Source organism: Mycobacterium sp. RTGN5, assembly GCF_033804465.1.
Classification (GTDB): domain Bacteria; phylum Actinomycetota; class Actinomycetes; order Mycobacteriales; family Mycobacteriaceae; genus Mycobacterium.
In genome coordinates this window covers 75,121-94,469 of sequence record NZ_JAPZLA010000002.1, presented here as the reverse complement: position 1 = coordinate 94,469, position 19,349 = coordinate 75,121, and the positions used below count along the sequence as shown (strand labels likewise).

Here is a 19,349-nt window from a genome sequence, read left to right as displayed (position 1 = left end):
TTTCTGCCCGTCGAGTGCTAAACCTAATTTTTGTTCAGACCCTACCGAGCCCCTCAGCCGTCGTCAACGATCGCGTGGCGCGGCAGGGTGTTCGGCAAGTCCAGTGAGCTCAAGAGACCCGCGGGTGCGGCGACCACGTACGGAATCGCGTTGACGACCCGCATGGCCGTTGCCGACATCGCCGCATGCCCGGCGCCGTGGCCTGCTGCGGCACCGACGTTCATCGAGCAGTGGATGTCGGGATCGCCCTCGATGTCCACGAGGTAGCTGGCGTCGAACTCCGATGCAGGCCAGTCGGGCGCGACATCGCGTGCCATCCGGATGATGTGCTCGACGATGATCGCCTCACGGCCGTTGACCACGCCGGCCGCCCGGGTGCTGACCGCGCCGCAGGTCCCGGCCTTGATGGTGCCGAACGCCACCTCGATATCGCGGTCGGTCAGCCGCCGGTCCAACGTTCCCCGGACCTCGTCGACGTCGACACCCAGTCCGGCCGCGATGAGGTAGATCGGTGCGCGCCACGCCATCTCGATGAAGCCGGGTGTCTTGAGCAGAGGTTCGAAGTCCAGCGGGTGGCCGAAGCCCATCCCGTTCATCATCACGTCGGCGACGGGATAGTGATCGTTGAGCGCCACCTCGGTGACTGTCACCGTCCGGATCGTCTTGGACTGCGTCGACAGCAGCAGCGCCAGCTGATCGGAGCCGAAGCCGGGAAAGATGCCCGACGCGTAGAACGACGCGCCGCCGGCCGTAGCGGCCCGCTCCAACTGATCGCGCCACTCCGGCGAGTAATACGCGGGCGGATACACCAGGCTGGTCGACGACGTCGACACCACATTGATGCCGGCCTCGAGCAGCGTCAGGTAGTCGGGTACCGCACCGGCATCGCGATCGGGGCCACTCGCGGCGTACACGACGCAATCAGGCTGCAGCGCAATGAGTTCAGCGGCATCGTTGGTTGCCGCTACCCCGATCGGATCGCCACCGGCCAACTCCCCCGCATCTTTGCCAACCTTCTCAGGAGAATGCACCCACACCCCGACCAGCTCGAGATCGGGCCTGACCCGAATCGCATCGATGGCGATCGAGCCCACGCCACCGGTCGACCAGACCACGATTTTCAGTGGTGCGCTCACTGCTCCTCCTGCGGTGGCCATGCACGCTGGCTTGCTGTCGCGGCGCGCTCGAGATACGGCCATGCCACGTCCGGCGGCACTCCACCGCACAGCGGCAGCAGCGGAAGTGGTCGGCCGCCGCGGACGTACTCGGTCGCCTCGTCGGTCGTGATGATCCGGTAGGCGCCGCCCGCCTCACGCAACTCGGCGACGGTCGCCGCACGCGAGATGCTGGCCACCGAGTCGTCTCCGTGGCGGTACGACGCGGCCATCGTCGCGTCGTGCAACAGGTACGAACCCAGCTCCTGCCACGCGGCGTCGACATCGTCGACGACGAAGACGGTGGTCGGTGCCCCGATGACGGGGAACTGCGCCGGTCCGGGCTCGAATCCTCCTGCTCGGCACTGGTTCTCGTAGAATTCCTTGAGCCCGGGCGTTGCAGTCTGAGAAATGAAACCGAGCCCGTATCGTGCCGCCCGCCGCGCTGCCGCCTGGCTGCCACCGGCGATCCACATGTAGGGACCGCCCGGCGTCGCCGGCGGCGGTGTCACGTGGATGCGTCGGCCGTCATGGTCGACGGGATCCCCCTGCAGCAGGGCCCGTAGCAGCGCCAGTGACTCATCGGCCAGCTTTCCGCGCCCATGCGGGTCGATGCCGAAGTGTTCGTACTCTTCGGTCCGGTGACCGATGCCGAACGCGTAGGAGACCCGGCCCTTGCTGATGATGTCCAGAACGCTGACCTCCTCGGCGAGCCGGACCGGATCCCAGAACGTGATGGGAACCGCGGCCAGCAGGATCGCGAGCCGTTTGGTACGGGCCGCGATCGCCGATGCCAAGAGCTGAGGTGCGGGCAGGTGGCCGTCCTCGGTGCCGTGATGCTCGGACAGCACGGCGACCACCGCACCGCGGTCCTCGGCCCACTCACACATCTCGATCGCGGCGGCATAGAGGTCAGCGGGAGGCGCAGAACCGGCCGGTGTGCGCATGTCGAACCGCAGGGTGAACATCGAGGGTTGCTCCCGATCTGAGTGGACGCCACCCACTTTAACCTAACCTTTGTTCCACGCCGCTACAGTTCGACCACTTCCTTGACCATGCCAGCGGACGACTGTTACGTTCCGGATCAAACGTTAGGTTTCGGAGGTCGTTGTGACTGAAAGCCAATACCGGGTAGCGGTGTGGTCGACGGGCGGCATCGGGTCGATCGCGATCCGCGCCATCCACGAACGCCCCAACCTCGACCTCGTCGGTGTCTGGGTGCACTCGCCGGAGAAGGACGGCATGGATGCCGGTGAGTTGGCCAACGGAGAACCGATCGGTCTGGCCGTCACCACCGACGCCGATGCCTTGATCGCACTGAAGCCCGACTGCGTGATCTATGGGGCCAGCGGACCCGAGCGCGATGCCGGCCATATCCCCGACTACGTGAAATTGCTCAGCGCCGGAATCAACGTCGTCACGACGAGCACCACCAGGCTGGTCAACCCGCATGCCTACGAACCAGCCGAATGGCGCGATCAGCTCGCGGCCGCGGCCAAGCAGGGCCAGGTCACGTTGTACGCATCCGGGATCGAGCCCGGGTTCGCGGCAGATTATCTGCCGCTGGTCCTCACCACACAGTCGTCACAGATCGAGAAGATCCACTGCTACGAGATCGGCATGTACGACGACTACGGCGTGCCCGACATCATGAGCGACGCACTGGGATTCGGCCGGCCGCTGGACTACACGCCGTGGATCAGCTTCCCCGGTGCGATCGCCGGCGAATGGCACGGGCAGATCCGCATGGTCGCCGAGGCGCTTGGCGTCGAATTGCAGGAAGTGCGTGAGACATTCGACCGCGCGGTGACGGAGCGGACGCTGGAGGTCGCGATGGGTACCGTCGAGGCAGGCACCTGCGGCGCGCTGCGGATGCAGGCGATCGGCATCGTCGACGGGCACGAAGCCATCGTCATCGAACACGTCACCCGGCTGGCTCCCGACATCGCGCCGCACTGGCCGACGCTGCCCAATGCCTTGGGATATCGCGTCGTCGTCACCGGCACACCGGATATCGATTGCACGTTCGACGTCACACTGCGGGACCGCAAGAAGGCCGGCATCGAATCGATGACATCAGGCGCCGGCGCGATGGTGGCGACCGCGATGCGTGTGGTCAACGCGGTGCCCTATGTGGTGGCCGCCGAACCGGGCCTGGTGAGCTCGGTGGAGTTGCCGCTGACCATCCCCAAGCGGGCGTTCAACCCGGCGTAGGTGGTCGCGAAAGACATTCAGCCGCAGCCGAACTCAGGTGGTCGATCACCTCGGCGGCGGATTGGACGGTGGTCAGCGACCCGACGCCCTGGCCGGCGTTGATCGGCGCCTCCGTGTAATCCTCGGCCGCGATCGCCTGTGCCAACTCCGCGGCTGCGCCGGAATCGACTCTCAGCGAATGCTCGTCACCGTCCCACCGATCGCTGAAGCTGTTCCGCAGCACGCGTTCTGGCAGCTGCGGCGGCCAGGGATATCCCTGGGCGATGTCGAAGACCCGGGTGAGCACGGTGTCGGTGTCCGCCGCCGCCAGCATCGCGTCGCGTGCCTTATCGGACAGCAGCGATTCGGTACACGCGCAGAACGCCGTGCCGAGCCAGCCCGCCGATGCACCTGCCGCGAGAACAGCGGCCAGCCCGCGTCCGGACCCAATCCCCCCGCCCGCCAACACCGGAACGGGCACAGCATCGAGCAACGCAGTCAGCAGCGGTAACACGCCGACGAGCGGCTGGCCGTGACCACCGCCTTCGGCCCCGCGGGCGATGACGACGTCGACGCCCGCCTCGACCGCACGTTCGGCGCTGGCCAGATCACTCACCTGGGTCGCGGCGATCACGCCCGCATCGTGTGCGCGTCGCACCCAGCCCCAGGTCTCCCCGAAGCTGATGCATAGCAGCGTGGGGGCGGCGGCCAGCGCAGTCGTAAGAAGGTCCGGCCGGCTGGCGACCACCCAGTCCACCAGACCAATCCCGAAGGGAAGATCCAGCTTTGACACGTGGCGAAGCTCCACGGTGAGTCGGTCGGCGCTACCGGCACTGCCCATTCCGATCATGCCAAGGCCGCCGGCCCTGCAGACCGCCGCGGCCAGTGCACCGCCGGCGACACCGCCCATCGGAGCGTTGACGATCGGCACGTCGATACCGATGGAGCGCGACCACTCCGTGAACAACGCCCCCACCAAGACTCCGTTCAGATGGCCGAAGTGACCGTGCCGTCGATTCGGTCCTGGTGGACGTGGTGGAGGAAGCGGCCGATGGCGGCCACCACAGGCGCCGTGCGCGTGCCGTCGACGAGGTCGAAACCGTGTCCCACGCCGGGCAATTCGATGTAGCACACGGATGACTCGGATACCGACCGTAGCCGGTCGACGAAGGCGCGAGCCTCTCCGACGGGGATCAAGCCGTCATTGCTCCCGTGGACCGCCAGGAACGGTGGCGCCGACGAGTGCACGCGCTCCATCGGTGACGCCGCACGAAAGACCTCGGGACGACGAGCCTGCGAACGCTGCACCACCACACGCTCGAGGAACTCCAAGAAGCGGTCGCGCTCGGGCGTGCTGCGGTCGTGCCAGTCGTACAGGCCGTACACGCTGACCACAGCATCGACCGAGGTGTCGGCGTCCGCGTGAAGATCGGCTTGCCACTGCGGGTCGCCGTTCGTCAGACCGGCCAAGGTGGCCAAGTGACCGCCCGCCGAGCACCCCGCGACGGCGACGAAACTCGGGTCACCCCCGAACTGCTGTGCGTTGGCCCGGGCCCAGGCAATTGCGGCTTTGACGTCGGTGATCTGGCGTGGCCAGCGGTGTCGGGGGCTCGACCCGTACTGAATTGACAGACACACCCACCCTCGCCGCGCCAGATGCGCCATCAGCGCATGGCCCTGCAGCTCACGGCGGCCGAAGACCCAGGCGCCGCCGGGGACGAAGACCAGCACGGGCGCCGGTTTCTGGAGGGCGGCCGGATCGTGGCTTCGCCAAACGTCGAGGAGCTGACCTGGGTGGTCGCCATAACGCACCGACGAGCGGTACACGTAGCGCCGCTGGCCCGCAGCCTTCAAGAACGGTGCGCGCTCCCGGTGTGCGGGCCACGGTTGGGCAAGCTCCTCAGCGGCGACGACACCGTCCAACGCGTCACTCAACAGCCCAGGTGTGAACGTGCGCTGGGCATTTCGCTCCTCTGCGCTGAAAGAGGCCAATCGTGCCCGTGCCATGCCGGCGCCGACGCTCGATACATAGCGTCGACCACCCACGCCAAGGGCCGCAAACCCGGCGAGCACCTCGAGATGACGCCCGATGAGCGGAACCGACGCCGACGCGGCGCCGAGCGCGATCACGTAGTCACCTGGTTTGGCTCTCATCGCCCACCGGGCGTAGGACCGCACTGTCCGCATCGCTGTAGCGTAAGGCCGGGCCGGCTTCGATCTGGCCGTTGTTTCCAATGTGATGGTTTTGGCTAACCACTGCGCGATCAGAAGGGCGCCCCGTGGAGCAGTTGAGCTGGACCGACGACATGATGCTGCGCGCCGAACGTCCCGAAACTCCCATGCAGATTCAAATGCTGCTCATCTACGACCAGTCGACCGCGCCGGACGGCAAGGTCACCTTCAAGCGGATCCTTGAGGAGATCAACGCCCGACTGCACCTTGCGCCGACCTTCCGTCGGCGGCTGACCGAGCTGCCCGGCGGCCTGCACATGCCGTATTGGGTCGATGATCCGGACTTCGATCTCGAGTACCACGTGCGCCACATCGCGCTCCCCCAACCCGGCGACTGGCGCCAACTGTGCATCCAGGTCGCACGTCTCCATGGGCGCCAGATCGATCTCCGCCGCCCGCCGTGGGAGATGACGGTCATCGAGGGTCTGAATGCCGTCCCTGGCGTGCCCAAGGGGTCTTTCGCCGTCTCGCTCAAGTTGCATCACTGCGTTGTCGACGGCATGGAAAGCGTCGAATTGATGGCCGCCATGCACGATCTCGCCGCCGATGCCCCGCGCCCTGCACCGCCGGCTCATCGGTTCGAACCGGGCCCACTCCCGTCGACGTCGGACCTCATCGTTCGTACGGCGACCAACGTCGCGCTGTATCCGCTGCGCGCCACCAAGGTATTGATCCCGAGTGCGTTCAAGGCGATCCGTCGCCTGCATACCCTGCCCGGCGCTTTGGCGTCCGGCGTGGCATCGACACTGGGACCGGGAAGTGGCTCACTGCTCTCCCCCGCGACTCGATTCAACGGGTCGGTAACCCCGCACCGGGTGTTCGAGGCTCGCTTCCACGATTTCGCCGACTTCACACGCATCAAGGCCTGCGTGCCCAGGGCAACAATCAACGACGTCACGCTCGCCTACGTCGGCGGCGCGCTTCGCCACTATCTTCAGGGTCACGGTGAACTGCCCGACGAAAGCCTCCTCGCGGCGTGCCCGGCGTCCATTCGGACCGGTGACGAGCGGGGTGCGGGTGGCAACCGGCTTTTCGGCAGGTTGCATCCGCTGGGAACCTCGATCGCAGACCCGCTGGAACGATTGGAAACGATCGTCGAGGAGACGTCGACATTCCGCGACAATGCGAATCCCGAGGGCGATTCTCGGTTGATGGACCTGGTCGGCGTGGTGCCCACCACGCTGCTCGGGCTCACCGTGAAGGCCGCAACGGCCCTGCCGTTCTCCGCACCGGCCATCGCCGCCACTACGGTCAGCAACGTGCCGGGTCCGCGTGAGCCGATCTATTTCGCCGGTGCCCGACTCCATCGCGTCACCGGACTCGGCCCTCTCATCGGGGGTATGAACTTGTTCCACGTCGTGGCGAGCTACAACGGCACGATCTCGATCGGCGCGACCGCCGACCGCAGCGCGCTGCCCGACCCTGGCAATTACGCCGACTGCATGCAAAGGGCGTTCGACGAGCTACTTGGCGTTGTGCCGCAACCCAACTAGCGCCAAGGCGCACGCCACCACTCCGAACCAGACGATCGTCGGCCCCGTCCCGTACGCGCTGGTCGCCTGTCCCGCGAGCACCATCGGTACGCCGAACGCCGTGTAGGAGACCAGATAGATCGCGGCCGCCAGCCCGGCCCGTTCGTGCTCCTTCGCCAGCGGCATGATCAATCGCAGGGCGGCGGTGAACGACGCACCGAAGCCGACGCCGGCGATGGCCTGCCCGACGATCATGGTGGCCAGTTGTCCCGTCAAGACGCCGACGACAATCCCTGCGGTCCCGACGACCGACGTCAGGATGCCGATAACCATCACGCGCCGCGGCTCGGCACGCACGACGGCGACGCCCACGACGGCGGACGCCGCCGGAGCGACGAAACCCGACAAGCCGTTGAGCAGACCGCTGTTCACCCCGAAGACGCTGCGCACCAGACTCGGTGCGATACCTCCGGACAGACCAGAGACCATCCACACCGAAGCGAGCACCGGCACGGCCGCGGTGAATTCGGCTCGCGCACCATGCGGAACGGCCAACCGCGGCCCGCGCTCGCGCTTCACACCGGCAGCCCGGGCGAGCGGCTCACGCCAGCTGGCAACGGCCCCGATTCCGCCGCCCGTGATGACCGCGAGCGCAAGGAAGATGACGGCATTCGCATGCGCGGACAGTTGGACAATGAGGCCGGCCAGCAAGGATCCGACGGCGAGGCCACCGGTCAAGCTGACACTTCCGATCATCGCGCCCAACGGCTTTCGTCCCGACGGGGCGAGTTCGACGAGCGCGGCGGTGAACGCGGGCGTGGCGACGCCGGTGGCGAAGCCCTGCACGACGCGCGCACCGATCACCCAGCCGACACTCGGGGCGACGAGGAACATGACGATCGACCCGATCTGAATCAGCAGCGCCCCAATCAGCACGGGACGCCGCCCGATCCGGTCCGAGAGCGATCCAAGAGTCAGGATTGCGGCCAGAAACCCGACCGCGAAGACGGCGAACGCGAGCGTCATCGCCGCTGCCGAAAGCGCCCACCGTTCCCGGTACACCACCATCAACGGCATCAGTGCCCCCGCGGCGAGATAGACCGCACCGAAAGTGAGGGCCGCACTCGCGAATGTCCATCCGCCGCCCGCTTGGCGGCTCATTCGACGATCGTCACGATACCGGTGTCGGCGTCGAGGGCGTCGACGGTGCGAGCCGCCGCCACGTCGATGTGCACCCGCGGACCATCGGGTAGCGCGGCCTCGAAATACGTGTGGGGGCCGTACAACAGGCCGTAACGCAACACCACCCCGTTGACGGCGAGCACGGCTCGCTCGAGTTCGGCAACCGCGTCCGCCTCGGCACCGGGACGCATCGTCCACGCGACGCTTTGAGCCACGACTTTCGGCTGGGGCAGCCCGTCGAGTGCGTCGAGCAGATTGCGGGTGCCCTCCGACCGGATCCGCGCGTTGAGAAGCGAATCCGCTGGTAATTGGTCGAGATCGTCTGGCAGATCGGTCAATTCGTGCAGGAGGACGTCGGGCGAAAACGAGCGCACGGCGGTGAAGAGCGCCGGGCGGTCGAACACGTCGCACACGATCGGTTGCGCACCGAGTGCCGCGAGCCGGTCCGCCTTCGCGGACGACCGTGTCATCGCGCCGACGGTGTGGCCGGCTTCGACGAGCAGCGGGACGACTCGGCTGCCGATGACCCCGGAGGCGCCCGCGACAAAGATGCGCGTCATCGCGAGCCACCGTTCCAGTTGACGACCTCGGCGTTGACGTGCGACTGGCACGGGTTCCCCATGACGCACAACACGGGCAGCGGCCCGGCGTGCGCGCTCGGCGCGGCAGCGATGGCACCCGCGGCCACGGCGGCCAGCAGGATGGCGTTCAGGTGGATCAGCGTGGTTCTCATGCTTCAAAGCTACGGCGCAATTGGCTTAGGGATATAGTCCACTTCCATGACGGAACAGTGGGCCACTTTGCGATCCGGCCAGGCCCCTCGAACCGGCCTCGACCTGCATCTCGACGTGACGGGGCCCGGATTGCGGGATGCCCTGACCCGCGCATTGCGGGACGCAGTGCGGACAGGGCGGTTGGCACCGGGCAGCCGCCTCCCGTCCTCGCGTTCATTGGCCGCCGACCTCGGGGTCGCCCGGAACACCGTCGCCGACGCGTATGCCGATCTGACCGCGGAGGGATGGCTGGTCGCTGTCCAGGGCTCGGGGACCCGCGTCGCGAACCGCGCCCGCCCGCGGCGCGCCACGCCCGCTGCTACTGAGGCGGTTCCAACGCTTCGCTTTCCCGCACACGGGCTGCTGCCGGGAGCGCCGAACCTCGCGGAGTTCCCCCGCACGAAGTGGCTCAGCGCTGCGCGTCGCGCACTCACGACCGCGCCGCACGAGGCGTTCGGCTACGGCGATCCGCTCGGTCGGCTGGAACTGCGCACGGCACTTGCGGACTACCTGGCGCGGGCACGCGGCGTAGACGTCGAGCCCGCGGGTGTGGTCATCTGCGCGGGGTTCCACCAGGGGCTGACGCTCGTGGCGCAGGCACTGAAGGCGCGACGGACCCGAGCGGTGGCGGTCGAGGCATACGGCTTCGAGATGTACCGGGAAATCTTGCGCGACAGTGGACTTGCGGTCACACCCGTCTCAGTGGACGAACACGGAGCGCGGATCGACGACCTTGCCAACGCCGGCGGAGTTGGCGCGGTGTTGTTGACCCCGGCCCATCAATATCCGACCGGCGTGGCGCTGCAGCCCGAGCGCCGTAACGCGGCCGTCGAATGGGCCCGCCACTCCAACGCAATGCTGTTGGAGGACGACTACGACGGGGAGTTCAGGTACGACCGTGAGCCGGTGGGCGCGCTGCAGGGCTTGGATCCGGACCGGGTGGTGTACTTCGGATCAGCCAGTAAGTCACTGGCGCCCGGGCTTCGACTCGCATGGATGGTGCCGCCCGCAGCACTGATCCCGGCGATATTGGCAGCCAAGGGAGATGTCGACTGGTCCAGCGCACTCGAGCAGCTGACCCTCGCCGACTTCATCTCGACCGGGGCGTACGACCGTCACATCCGGTCGACGCGGCTGCGATACCGACGCCGCCGCGACGAATTGGTGGCAGCGCTCGCGCACCGCGCCCCACGCGTGCAGGTGACTGGCCTCGCCGCGGGATTGCAAGCGGTAGTGGAACTTCCACGAGGGACCGAAATCGCGGCCGTACGGGCAGCCGCCGCACGAGGATTGGCCATCAAGGGCCTTGCCGACTTCCGGTTCGACGTGTGCGGCGCCGAAGTGCCCGAACGCGATGCCTTGGTGATCGGCTACGCGACCCCGACGGACAGCGCCTGGGCGGGTGCGCTGGACACGTTGTGCACGGTTTTGCAGGCGGTCACGGAATGAACGCGACTACGTTGGATGTTGACAGCTAAGTCAAGCAAGCAATACCCAGCTGGGAAGGCGGCAATGATGACTACCGTGAAAGCCGCTGCGGTACAAATGAGTCCGGTGCTCTACAGTCGCGAAGCGACGGTCGAGAAGGTCGTTGCGAAGATCGAGGAGCTCGGCACGCTGGGCGTGCAGTTCGCGACCTTCCCCGAAACAATTGTGCCGTACTACCCGTACTTCTCCTTCGTGCAGCGGCCCTTCGAAATGGGCCGCGAGCAACTGCGTTTGATGGAGCAGGCGGTGACCATCCCATCGGCCGCCACCCATGCGCTCGCCGACGCCGCCAGGCAGGCCGCGATGGTGGTATCGATCGGTGTGACCGAACGCGACCAGGGCACGCTGTACAACACCCAGCTGCTGTTCGACTCCGACGGCACGCTTATCCAGCGCAGGCGCAAGCTCACGCCGACCTATCACGAAAAGATGATCTGGGGACAAGGCGATGGATCCGGCCTAGAGGCCATGGACAGCGCCGTCGGCCGCATCGGGCAGCTGGCATGTTGGGAGCACTACAACCCGCTGTTTCGGTACGCGCTGATCGCCGACGGCGAGCAGATTCACTCGAGCATGTTCCCCGGATCGTTCGGCGGCGAATTGTTCGCCCAACAAGCCGAAGTCAGCATCCGAAATCATGCACTCGAATCGGGCGCATTCGTCGTCAATGCGACCGGGTGGCTCGACCCGGACCAACAGGCGCAAATCATGGCCGATACCGGAACACCGATCGGCCCCATCTCGGGCGGGAGTTTCACCGCGATCGTGTCGCCCCAGGGTGAGCTATTGGGTGAGCCGCTGCGAAGCGGTGAAGGCCACGTCATCGCAGACCTGGATTTCGCCGTGATCGACGCCCGCAAGTCGAAGATGGATGCCCGCGGACACTACAACCGGCCGGAGCTCGTGAGCCTGCTGATCGACCGCACCCCCAAAACAGCGGTGACTCAGACGTAGCGGTTACGGCCGGCGAGCACGCCCAACACGATCTGCACCGCGTAGACGGCCAGCACCATGATGAATGGCACCGTCCAACCGCCGGTCACATCGTGGAGCGTTCCGAACAGGAATGGGCCGATGCCGGCCAACAGATAGCCGTAGCCCTGTGCCATGGCCGACAACTGCACGGTGTCCTCGGGAGTGCGCGACCGCAACGCGATCACGGTCAGTGCCAGCGAGAACACGCTCATGCCAATGCCGACCAGCACACTCCACAGCAGTGGGCTGTAGTCCGGAGCGACGAGTAGCCCCACCACGCCGGCGACACCGCAGGCGCCCAGGGCGACGATCCAGCCACTCTGGTGGGTGGTACGAGCCGCCATCGGCGCGAGGATGAGGCTGATGGGCACGGCGATCACCGAGAGCAGACCGACCAATAGCCCGGCGGAGTTCTTGCTCACGCCGTGGTCGATGAACACTTCCGGCAACCAGCCCATCATGATGTAGGCCAGCATCGACTGCGTCCCGAAGAACAGCGTCACGGTCCACGCCAGCCGACTGCGCAACAGCGAGCGGTGCTCCCCCGAACCCGCCGCATCCTCGGTGCCACCGTCGACGCGACGCGCGGCGATAAGCCAGGCCACCAGCGCGACCACGGCCAGCGCGGCCCAGGCGACCAGTGCCGGCCGCCACCCACCGAAGACGTTCTCGAGTGGCGGGGTGATCGCCGAACCCAGCGCGCCGCCACCCTGCAGCGCCGCCGTGTAGATGCCTGTCATCAACCCGAGTCGAGCGGGGAACGACTGCTTGATCACCACCGGGATGAGGACGTTGATGACCGCGATTCCCGCTGTCGCCACCAACGTGCCACCGATGACGACATAGGGGCCGTCGAGCACGCGAACCAGCAGCCCGAGGATCAGAACGGCCAGCGCCATGCTGATCGACCGGCCCAGCCCGAACCGGCGGGACAGTCTCGCTGCCGCCAATCCCGCACCCGCAAAACACAGTCCAGGAAGCGTCGTCAGGACACCGGCCCAGATGGCTGAGGCGCCAAGCGCGCGCTGCATATCGCCGAGGACCGGCCCGACGCTGGTGACAGCGGGGCGCAGATTCAGGGCGGTGAGCACGACCGCGACGATCAGGACGGCGCCAGCGGCGACCCGCCCCGCGGGGGGCACTTCGACGGCACCGTCCAGTTCGAGCGACAGGTCGTGCTCGTAGCGGCTCACCGCGCTATCCTGCCGCACCGGGCTGGTCGACCACGCCATCGAACAGCTGCGGCAACCCATCACCACAACAAGGCATTGCGCCGTCTATTTAAATTCAAATGCATTTCCCGTGCAAATAAATCCGCATTACGGAACATTTCCGATTTAATCCGCATTGCGGAACAAAGTAACGGCGCGTCGCTTCCGGCTTTCATCCACGCAAATTCCTAAAATCTGTGCAAGAGATGTGAATTTGCTGTTGCCGGAAAGGCTCCATCCATGGATCAATCCAGCATTCCCGCTACCCGTCGAGCCTGGCTCGGGGCCAGCGCCCTGGGCCTAGGGATCGGCGCGGCGTTGGCCGGCGCGGCCCTGACCGGCGGGGCGGGTATCGCCACCGCAGACACTCGCCCTGACACTCATGCCGACAGCGCCCGCACATCACACGCAGCCAAGCCGAAGCCGGCAACCAAAGCCACTGGTAAAAAACCGGTTTCGATGAGCCGTCCGGCGCGACAGTCCACCATCACATCCCAAAAGCCGAGCATCCCAAAGGTTTTCCGCGCTCCCTCGGCTTCGGCACTGCCGGCATGGCAACCGGGTTTGATCGTGAACGCCATCTATTCGATCTTCGTGTCCAATGGCACCGCCAATCACCCGAATGCGGGGCTGTTGGTCGGTAACGGCTACAGCTACAGCTCCTCGGATGTGCAGTGCACCGGGGTGATCTCGTGCAACGGCGGAAATAGCGGTCTGCTCCTCGGTTCCGGCGGTAATGGATACAACGGCGGAAACGGCGGCAACGCCGGATTGTTCTTCGGCACTGTGTTCACACCCGGCAATGGCGCAGGCGGCGCCGCGGGGTGCATGGGTCCGGCCTGCAGCGCCGGCCACGGTGGCAGTGCCATGCTGTTCGGTCCCGGTGGGGCCGGTGGCAACGGCACCGATGCCGTCTACGACAGCACCACGGGGTTGTTGACGTCGGCGGCCACCAATGGCGGGCGCGGCGGCAATGGCGGCTTACTGGGGGGCGACGGCGGCAACGGCGGGTACGGCGGAGCCGACAACGGCAGCGCGAATTGGTTTGGGGCGAAAGCCGGTAATGGCGGTAATGGCGGCAATGGCGGCCTGCTCTCGGGCAACAGCGGTGGCGGCGGTGTCGGCGGCTATGTGTCCTTCGGGGTCAACGGCTATGCCACCGGCGGCAACGGCGGCAACGCGGGCCGGACGGGACTGTTCGGCAACGGCGGCGCCGGCGGTGGCGGCGGCGGTGCCACCCAGAACTGGGACGGCGTCGATGCCGACGGGGCGGCGGGCACCGCGACCGGCGGCAACGGCGGCAACGGCGGCCGGGGTGGCTTGTTGGCCGGCAGCGGCGGGGTCGGCGGAAGCGCCTGGGAGGGCGTCGTATTCAGCACCTTCGGCGCCGCTACCGCGGGCAACGGCGGGGCCGGCGGCGACGCCACCTGGGGCAACGGCGGCGCGGGCGGAACCGGTGGCGGCGGAGCGTCGGCCAACATCGGCGAATTCGGCACGGGCACAACGGGATCAGGAACCGCCACCGGCGGCTCAGGCGGCCGCGGCGGGTCGGTGCTGTGGGCCGGCGCGGGCGGGGCCGGAGGGAACGCGGACCTGCCGTTCTCGGGGAACGGCGCGATCAACCTGGGCGAAGGGGTGGCGATTGCCGGCAATGGTGGCGACGGCGGCAGCAGCGGCATCTTCGGCGCCGTGTTCGCCGGTGGCGCGGGCGGGACCGGCGGAGCCGGTGGCTTGGCAGTCGCCAACCAGTCCGCGACGGGCGGTAGTGGCGGCGACGGCGGTCGCGGATCGATCGGAGCCGGCGGCGGCGCGGGTGGTGCGGGCGGCTTCGCGGAGTCGTTGATCAGCGATACCGCCACGGCCACCGGCGGTAATGGCGGCGACGGCGGTCAGGCCGGCGCACTCGGCCGTGCCGGCGGCGCAGGCGGTATTGCCGGCAGCGCGAAGGCCGATGGCGGTGGCGCCGCGATCGGCGGCACCGGTGGGCAGGGCGGTTCGGGTGCGTTGTTCGCCAGCGGTGGCGACGGTGGCTTCGGCGGCGGCGCCAACACCGGTTCGACCGGCGGAGGCGACGGCGGAAACGCCACCGCGGGTGCGGGCGGCCAGGGCGGCGCCGGCGGCGCGTTCGCCACCGGTGGGGCCGGTGGCTACGGCGGCAACAGCAGCGTCTACACCACCGACGCCGCGACCACGTCGGTGAGCACGGGCGGTAAGGGCGGCGATGGCGGTACCGGCGGCAACGGCGGTAGTGCCGGGGCCGCTGGCTCCAGCGCGGGTGAGGTCACCCGGATTGTCGGGGCGGGCGGCAGCGGCGGCGGCGCCGACGGTAGTGCCGGATCCACGTTCACGGTGTCGACGATCGATGTCGGTGGCTTCCTCGGTGGAGTGGGCGCGGCGGGTGCCGGTGCCGGCAACGCGGGCAATATCTACCTCGCCGATTTCGGCGGGATGCTGCCTTACATCACCCCGACCGGCACCGTGGTCACCGGTATCACGGTGGGCAACAGCCCAAATGGGGTTGCGGTCGGCGGTAACGGCGACATCTACGTCGCCAACAGCGGCGACAACAGCGTCTCGTGGCTCGACTCCACCGGCGCCCTGATCAACACCATCGCGGTCGGAAACAGCCCGAGTGCGGTGGCCGTGAGTTCTACCGGCTTTGTCTATGTCGCCAACAACGTGGACGGCACGGTCTCGGTGATCAACCCCGCAGGCAACGTCGTCAACACCATCACCGTCGGCGATAGCCCCAGTGGGGTCGCGATCAGTTCAGCCGGCACTGTCTACGTCACCAACTACACCAGCGGCACGGTGTCGGTGATCAACGCCGCCGGGACGGTCGTCGACACGATTGCCGTCGGCGCCAATCCGCAAGGGGTGGCGGTCGATTCGGCCGGCTACGGCTACGTCGCCAACAGCGGCGCCGGCACGGTGTCGGTGATCAATGCTGCGGGCAACGTCGTCAAGACGATCGCCGTCGGCGCCAATCCGCAAGCGGTCGCGGTCAATTCCGCCGGCTACGTCTACGTGACCAACGGCGCAGACGGCACGGTGTCGGTGATCAACCCCGCCGGGGTGGTCATCAACAACATCGACCTCGGCGCCTTCGCCTACGGAGTGGCGGTCAGCCCGACCGGCGACAACGCCGGAAACGTCTACATCACCACCCTGTCGGGGGCGGTGTCGGTGATCAGCGAATAAATCGAAAGGAACACATGATGATTCGCAGTAAGAGCGCGGTCGCCGCATTGTTCGCCGGAATGTTGGTGGCGGCCACCTCGGCGGCCGCGCTGGCCTCGGCCGTGGCGCCGAACACGTTGGGCAATTCCGCCCCCAATCTGAGTATCTTCACCCCGCAAAAGGGCGGAATTTACGTTGGCGGACAACTCTTCTCAGTGGTGATCCCCCCGGGCACCACATTGCAGACCAGTACCCAACCGTGGGTGAATGCGTCCGACAATTCGATCGCGGTCGCCAAGCTGCCGACTGTGGCGGGAACGGTGTCAGCCAAGGATATCGATCCGCGCGGCAGCGTTTTCAAGGTCACCTCGGACAAGAACTATCGCTACTTCAAAGGCAACGGCCTGCCGTCCACCCCGATGGGGAAATTCGGGCCGGTTCAATCCGGCACCCCGGCCTATCCCTATTACGCGGGAGCACCGGGCGGTACTAACACCACTCCGGGTACGCCCGGATTTGGGCAGCCCTATCCGAATGCCGCCGCCATTGGTGTTTCGCCGTACAACCTCGATCTCAAAGTGCCGATCGCGCCCAAGTACCTCAGTACGCCGCAGGCAATCCAGTACTTGATCACCGGCGTCACGCTCACCGGCACGGTGTGGCACGCAGAAATCGCGAATGCTTCCGGAACTGCTTGGTACAACCCGATTTCGATCTTGCCGCTGGATCAATGCTTCGGGCACCCCTACAGCCAGCAATATCATCTGCACGCCTTCTCGTGGAAGTGCCTGCCCAATGGGACCAGCGGCCCCTCCCCCTTGCTCGGCTACGCCTTGGACGGGTTCGGCATCTTCGGACCGCGCGGCGCCGACGGCAAAGAGATCACCAATGCCCAGCTGGATGAATGCCACGGGACGACGTCGCCGGTGCTGTGGGACGGCAAGGTCCAGAACATCTACCACTACGTACTCAACAGCGAGTTCCCGTACTCGGTGGGCTGCTTCCGCGGCGTGGTCGACCCGACGAATGTGGCCAATACCGTCGTGCCGACCCTGGGCCAGCCGATGCCGGCCAACATGCCGGGAATGGGTCACTGACCTTCGGGGTGTGAGCAGACGGTAGCGAACCGCCCTCTCGGGTGTTTGGCCTGCTATACGGTCGGGTAACAGTGTGACGCGGCGCACTTTCTTGCCCAGGGACGCTCGCCGTCAGACACCCGATCACGAAAGGCTCCACCATGCCGGAGCGCGGATCCGAAGTTGCGTTGCCACGACTGGCCCGACTCGCCGTCCGCGGACTGGGCTACTTCACCTGGCCGCTCAAGATCGACGACTATCTCGAGCTCATTACCCCCCTGTGGTCGGTTGTCGAACGGCGCGGCCGCATCGAACGCGTCCATCGGGAGACCGATGATGCCGTGACGGTGTTCATCACCCCGGGGTTCCGGTGGGTGGGCCACAAGGCAGGGCAGTACGTGCGGATCGGCTTCGACGTCGAGGGCAAGCGGCAGTGGCGCGCCTACTCGTTGAGCAGCGATGCCGCGCGTCCCGACGGACAGATCACGATCACCGTCAAACGCACCGACAACGGGGTCGTCTCCAGGTTCCTGAGCAGCACGCAGGCCGCCGGGTCGATCGTGACTCTCGGCAGCGTCGAAGGTGAGTTCACGCTGCCTGCCAGCCCGGCGAAGCTGCTGTTCGTCACCGCCGGCAGCGGTGTCACGCCGGTCATGGCGATGCTGCGTTCCCTCAGCCGCAGTGGCGACTTTCCGGATGCGCTCCACATTCATTCTGCGCGAACACAATCCGAGGCAATCTTCGCAGCCGACCTCGCCGCACTCGCCGAGCGGCACGACGGCTACCGGGTCATCCAGCGAGCGACCAGCGAAGAGGGCCGGCTGAAGCCCGCGTCCCTCGACGAGGTGTGTCCAGATTGGCGAGAGCGCGAAACCTACGCGTGCGGTCCCGGCGCGATGCTGGACGCGATCCGGGAGCACTTCGACACCGCGGGCGTGCCGGAACGGCTTCACATGGAGTCTTTCGAGCACATGCTGCTGACTGGGGCGACCGGCGAGGGTGGCAACATCACCTTCACCGGCAGTGAGATCAGCGCCGAATGTGACGGTGCAACAGCAATTCTCGTCGCGGGCGAGAACGCAGGCGCCGTACTGCCCTACGGCTGCCGGATGGGGATCTGTCACACGTGTACCGCCACGCTCACTGACGGCTCGGTACGCGACCTGCGGACCGGGGACGTCACCCGAGCGGGTACCGAGATTCGAACCTGCGTGAATGCCCCCGATGGCGACATCACCCTCGACCTCTAGGAGCCTCGAATGCCCGAATCGATGATTGCAAGCCCGATCGCACACCTCAGCGAGGAGCAGATCGAGGCGATCGGCAAGGAGTTCGACGCAATCCACGACGAGGTGTTCAACAGCCTCGGCGACCGCGACGCGCACTACATACGCACCATCATCGCGTTGCACCGCCAACTGGCACTGCTCTCGCGCGGGATCCTGCTCGGGTCCCGCTATCGGCCTGCCTGGCTGCTGGGCACCGCCGTGCTCTCCATCGCGAAGATCTTGGAGAACATGGAGATCGGACACAACGTCATGCACGGCCAATGGGATTGGATGCAGGATCCCAATATCAACTCCGCGTCATGGGATTGGGACAGCGCGTCGACTCCGGAGGCGTGGAAGCATTCGCACAACTACGTCCACCACACCTTCACCAACATTCGCGGCAAGGACAAGGATCTCGGCTACGAGATCATGCGGATCGACCCGCATCAAAAATGGCATCCGGTCTATCTTTTCCAGCCGATCTACAACGTGATTCTCGCCGCCTTCTTCGAGTGGGGCGTCGCCGCCCACGACCTCGACCACAAGGCCATCAGGGCTGGCGACAAGAGCAAGGAACAGGTGCGTCGCGAACTCCGCGGTATGGGGCACAAGGCGTGGCGCCAGATCGTCAAGGACTACATCGCCTTTCCTGCGCTGTCGGGCCGAAGAGGCTTTAAGTCCACCCTGAAAGCGAACTTCACCGCCAACATCATCCGCAACGTGTGGTCGTACTCGATCATCTTTTGCGGCCACTTTCCCGATCAGACCTACACCTTCAGCAAGGACGAGGTGGAGGACGAGACCAAAGGGCACTTCTACCTGCGGCAGCTGCTGGGCGCCGCCAACATCGAAGGCTCGCCGGTGTTTCACGTCCTGTCCGGGAATCTGGGCTACCAAGTCGAGCACCACCTCTTCCCGGATATGCCGTCGAGCCGCTACGCCCAGATCGCACCCAAGGTCAAGGACCTCTGCGAACGCTACGAATTGCCTTACAACAGCGGCAGGTTCGGACGCCAGCTCGGCTCGGTCCAGCGCACCATCCTGCGGTTGGCCTTTCCAGGCGGCAAGCCTGCTCGCAAGCCAGGTCCGTACCAGCCGGTCGACGAAGACACGATCGTTCGCCCGCTCATCGCCGTATAGGC

The 19,349-nt window shown here is 66.5% G+C and carries 17 protein-coding genes; 8 read left to right on the top strand and 9 right to left on the bottom strand.

Annotation, left to right across the window (positions count from 1 at the left end; all coding sequences use genetic code 11):
* Positions 1–53: 53 nt before the first annotated feature.
* Both SLQ31_RS13000 and SLQ31_RS12995 read right to left on the bottom strand, forming a co-directional pair.
* The gene (locus tag SLQ31_RS13000) at positions 54–1,136 is read right to left on the bottom strand and encodes a dihydrodipicolinate reductase (protein ID WP_319433192.1); all 1,083 of its coding nucleotides are present in this window, start codon (positions 1,134–1,136) and stop codon (positions 54–56) included.
* Positions 1,133–2,122 (bottom strand): LLM class flavin-dependent oxidoreductase, encoded by a 990-nt coding sequence (locus SLQ31_RS12995; protein WP_319433191.1) that lies wholly within the window; start codon positions 2,120–2,122, stop codon positions 1,133–1,135. The genes SLQ31_RS13000 and SLQ31_RS12995 overlap by 4 nt, the downstream gene beginning before the upstream one ends.
* A 142-nt stretch (positions 2,123–2,264) precedes the next feature.
* On the opposite strand from SLQ31_RS12995, the gene SLQ31_RS12990 reads away from it, so the two are divergent.
* Positions 2,265–3,368, top strand: a complete 1,104-nt coding sequence (locus tag SLQ31_RS12990) for a dihydrodipicolinate reductase (RefSeq protein WP_319433190.1) — start codon at positions 2,265–2,267, stop codon at positions 3,366–3,368.
* Here SLQ31_RS12990 and SLQ31_RS12985 read toward each other — a convergent pair.
* Entirely contained in the window at positions 3,355–4,323 is a 969-nt protein-coding gene (locus tag SLQ31_RS12985) for an NAD(P)H-dependent flavin oxidoreductase (RefSeq protein WP_413642014.1), read from the bottom strand. The two genes, SLQ31_RS12990 and SLQ31_RS12985, sit on opposite strands and share 14 nt — an antisense overlap.
* An 11-nt stretch (positions 4,324–4,334) precedes the next feature.
* Positions 4,335–5,534 (bottom strand): alpha/beta hydrolase, encoded by a 1,200-nt coding sequence (locus SLQ31_RS12980; protein WP_319433189.1) that lies wholly within the window; start codon positions 5,532–5,534, stop codon positions 4,335–4,337.
* A 92-nt stretch (positions 5,535–5,626) separates the two neighbouring features.
* Between SLQ31_RS12980 and SLQ31_RS12975 the strand changes: the two genes are divergently transcribed.
* Entirely contained in the window at positions 5,627–7,072 is a 1,446-nt protein-coding gene (locus SLQ31_RS12975; RefSeq protein WP_319433188.1) for a wax ester/triacylglycerol synthase family O-acyltransferase, read from the top strand.
* On the opposite strand, the gene SLQ31_RS12970 is transcribed toward SLQ31_RS12975, so the two are convergent.
* From SLQ31_RS12970 to SLQ31_RS12960, 3 genes are read right to left on the bottom strand one after another with little or no spacing between them, the layout of a single operon-like run.
* Positions 7,043–8,212: an MFS transporter gene (locus tag SLQ31_RS12970; RefSeq protein WP_319433187.1), complete on the bottom strand. Its 1,170-nt coding sequence runs from the start codon at positions 8,210–8,212 to the stop codon at positions 7,043–7,045. The two genes, SLQ31_RS12975 and SLQ31_RS12970, sit on opposite strands and share 30 nt — an antisense overlap.
* Entirely contained in the window at positions 8,209–8,793 is a 585-nt protein-coding gene (locus tag SLQ31_RS12965) for an NAD-dependent epimerase/dehydratase family protein (protein ID WP_319433186.1), read from the bottom strand. The genes SLQ31_RS12970 and SLQ31_RS12965 overlap by 4 nt, the downstream gene beginning before the upstream one ends.
* The gene (locus SLQ31_RS12960; RefSeq protein WP_319433185.1) at positions 8,790–8,966 is read right to left on the bottom strand and encodes a hypothetical protein; all 177 of its coding nucleotides are present in this window, start codon (positions 8,964–8,966) and stop codon (positions 8,790–8,792) included. The genes SLQ31_RS12965 and SLQ31_RS12960 overlap by 4 nt, the downstream gene beginning before the upstream one ends.
* A gap of 46 nt (positions 8,967–9,012) precedes the next feature.
* Between SLQ31_RS12960 and SLQ31_RS12955 the strand changes: the two genes are divergently transcribed.
* Both SLQ31_RS12955 and SLQ31_RS12950 read left to right on the top strand, forming a co-directional pair.
* A complete protein-coding gene (locus SLQ31_RS12955; protein WP_319433184.1) occupies positions 9,013–10,455 on the top strand; it encodes a PLP-dependent aminotransferase family protein in 1,443 nt (480 codons plus the stop codon).
* Between the two features lie 66 nt (positions 10,456–10,521).
* On the top strand, positions 10,522–11,448 hold the full coding sequence (locus SLQ31_RS12950; RefSeq protein WP_319433183.1) for a nitrilase-related carbon-nitrogen hydrolase: 927 nt from the start codon (positions 10,522–10,524) through the stop codon (positions 11,446–11,448).
* On the opposite strand, the gene SLQ31_RS12945 is transcribed toward SLQ31_RS12950, so the two are convergent.
* Together SLQ31_RS12945 and SLQ31_RS12940 are read right to left on the bottom strand one after the other, a co-directional pair.
* Positions 11,439–12,701 carry an MFS transporter gene (locus SLQ31_RS12945; RefSeq protein WP_319433182.1) on the bottom strand — a complete coding sequence of 421 codons (1,263 nt, stop codon included), beginning with the start codon at positions 12,699–12,701 and terminating at the stop codon, positions 11,439–11,441. The two genes, SLQ31_RS12950 and SLQ31_RS12945, sit on opposite strands and share 10 nt — an antisense overlap.
* Before the next feature lie 359 nt (positions 12,702–13,060).
* Entirely contained in the window at positions 13,061–13,261 is a 201-nt protein-coding gene (locus tag SLQ31_RS12940) for a hypothetical protein (protein ID WP_319433181.1), read from the bottom strand.
* Here SLQ31_RS12940 and SLQ31_RS12935 point away from each other — a divergent pair.
* The 4 genes from SLQ31_RS12935 (at position 13,251) to SLQ31_RS12920 (ending at position 19,347) form a co-directional block, all read left to right on the top strand.
* Complete coding sequence (locus SLQ31_RS12935) at positions 13,251–15,881, top strand: NHL repeat-containing protein (protein ID WP_319433180.1); 2,631 nt, start codon at positions 13,251–13,253, stop codon at positions 15,879–15,881. The two genes, SLQ31_RS12940 and SLQ31_RS12935, sit on opposite strands and share 11 nt — an antisense overlap.
* 17 nt (positions 15,882–15,898) lie before the next feature.
* Positions 15,899–16,957, top strand: a complete 1,059-nt coding sequence (locus tag SLQ31_RS12930) for a YHYH protein (protein WP_319433179.1) — start codon at positions 15,899–15,901, stop codon at positions 16,955–16,957.
* A 140-nt stretch (positions 16,958–17,097) separates the two neighbouring features.
* Positions 17,098–18,186, top strand: a complete 1,089-nt coding sequence (locus tag SLQ31_RS12925) for a ferredoxin reductase (RefSeq protein ID WP_319433178.1) — start codon at positions 17,098–17,100, stop codon at positions 18,184–18,186.
* A 9-nt stretch (positions 18,187–18,195) separates the two neighbouring features.
* Entirely contained in the window at positions 18,196–19,347 is a 1,152-nt protein-coding gene (locus SLQ31_RS12920) for an acyl-CoA desaturase (RefSeq protein ID WP_319433177.1), read from the top strand.
* Positions 19,348–19,349 lie beyond the last annotated feature (2 nt).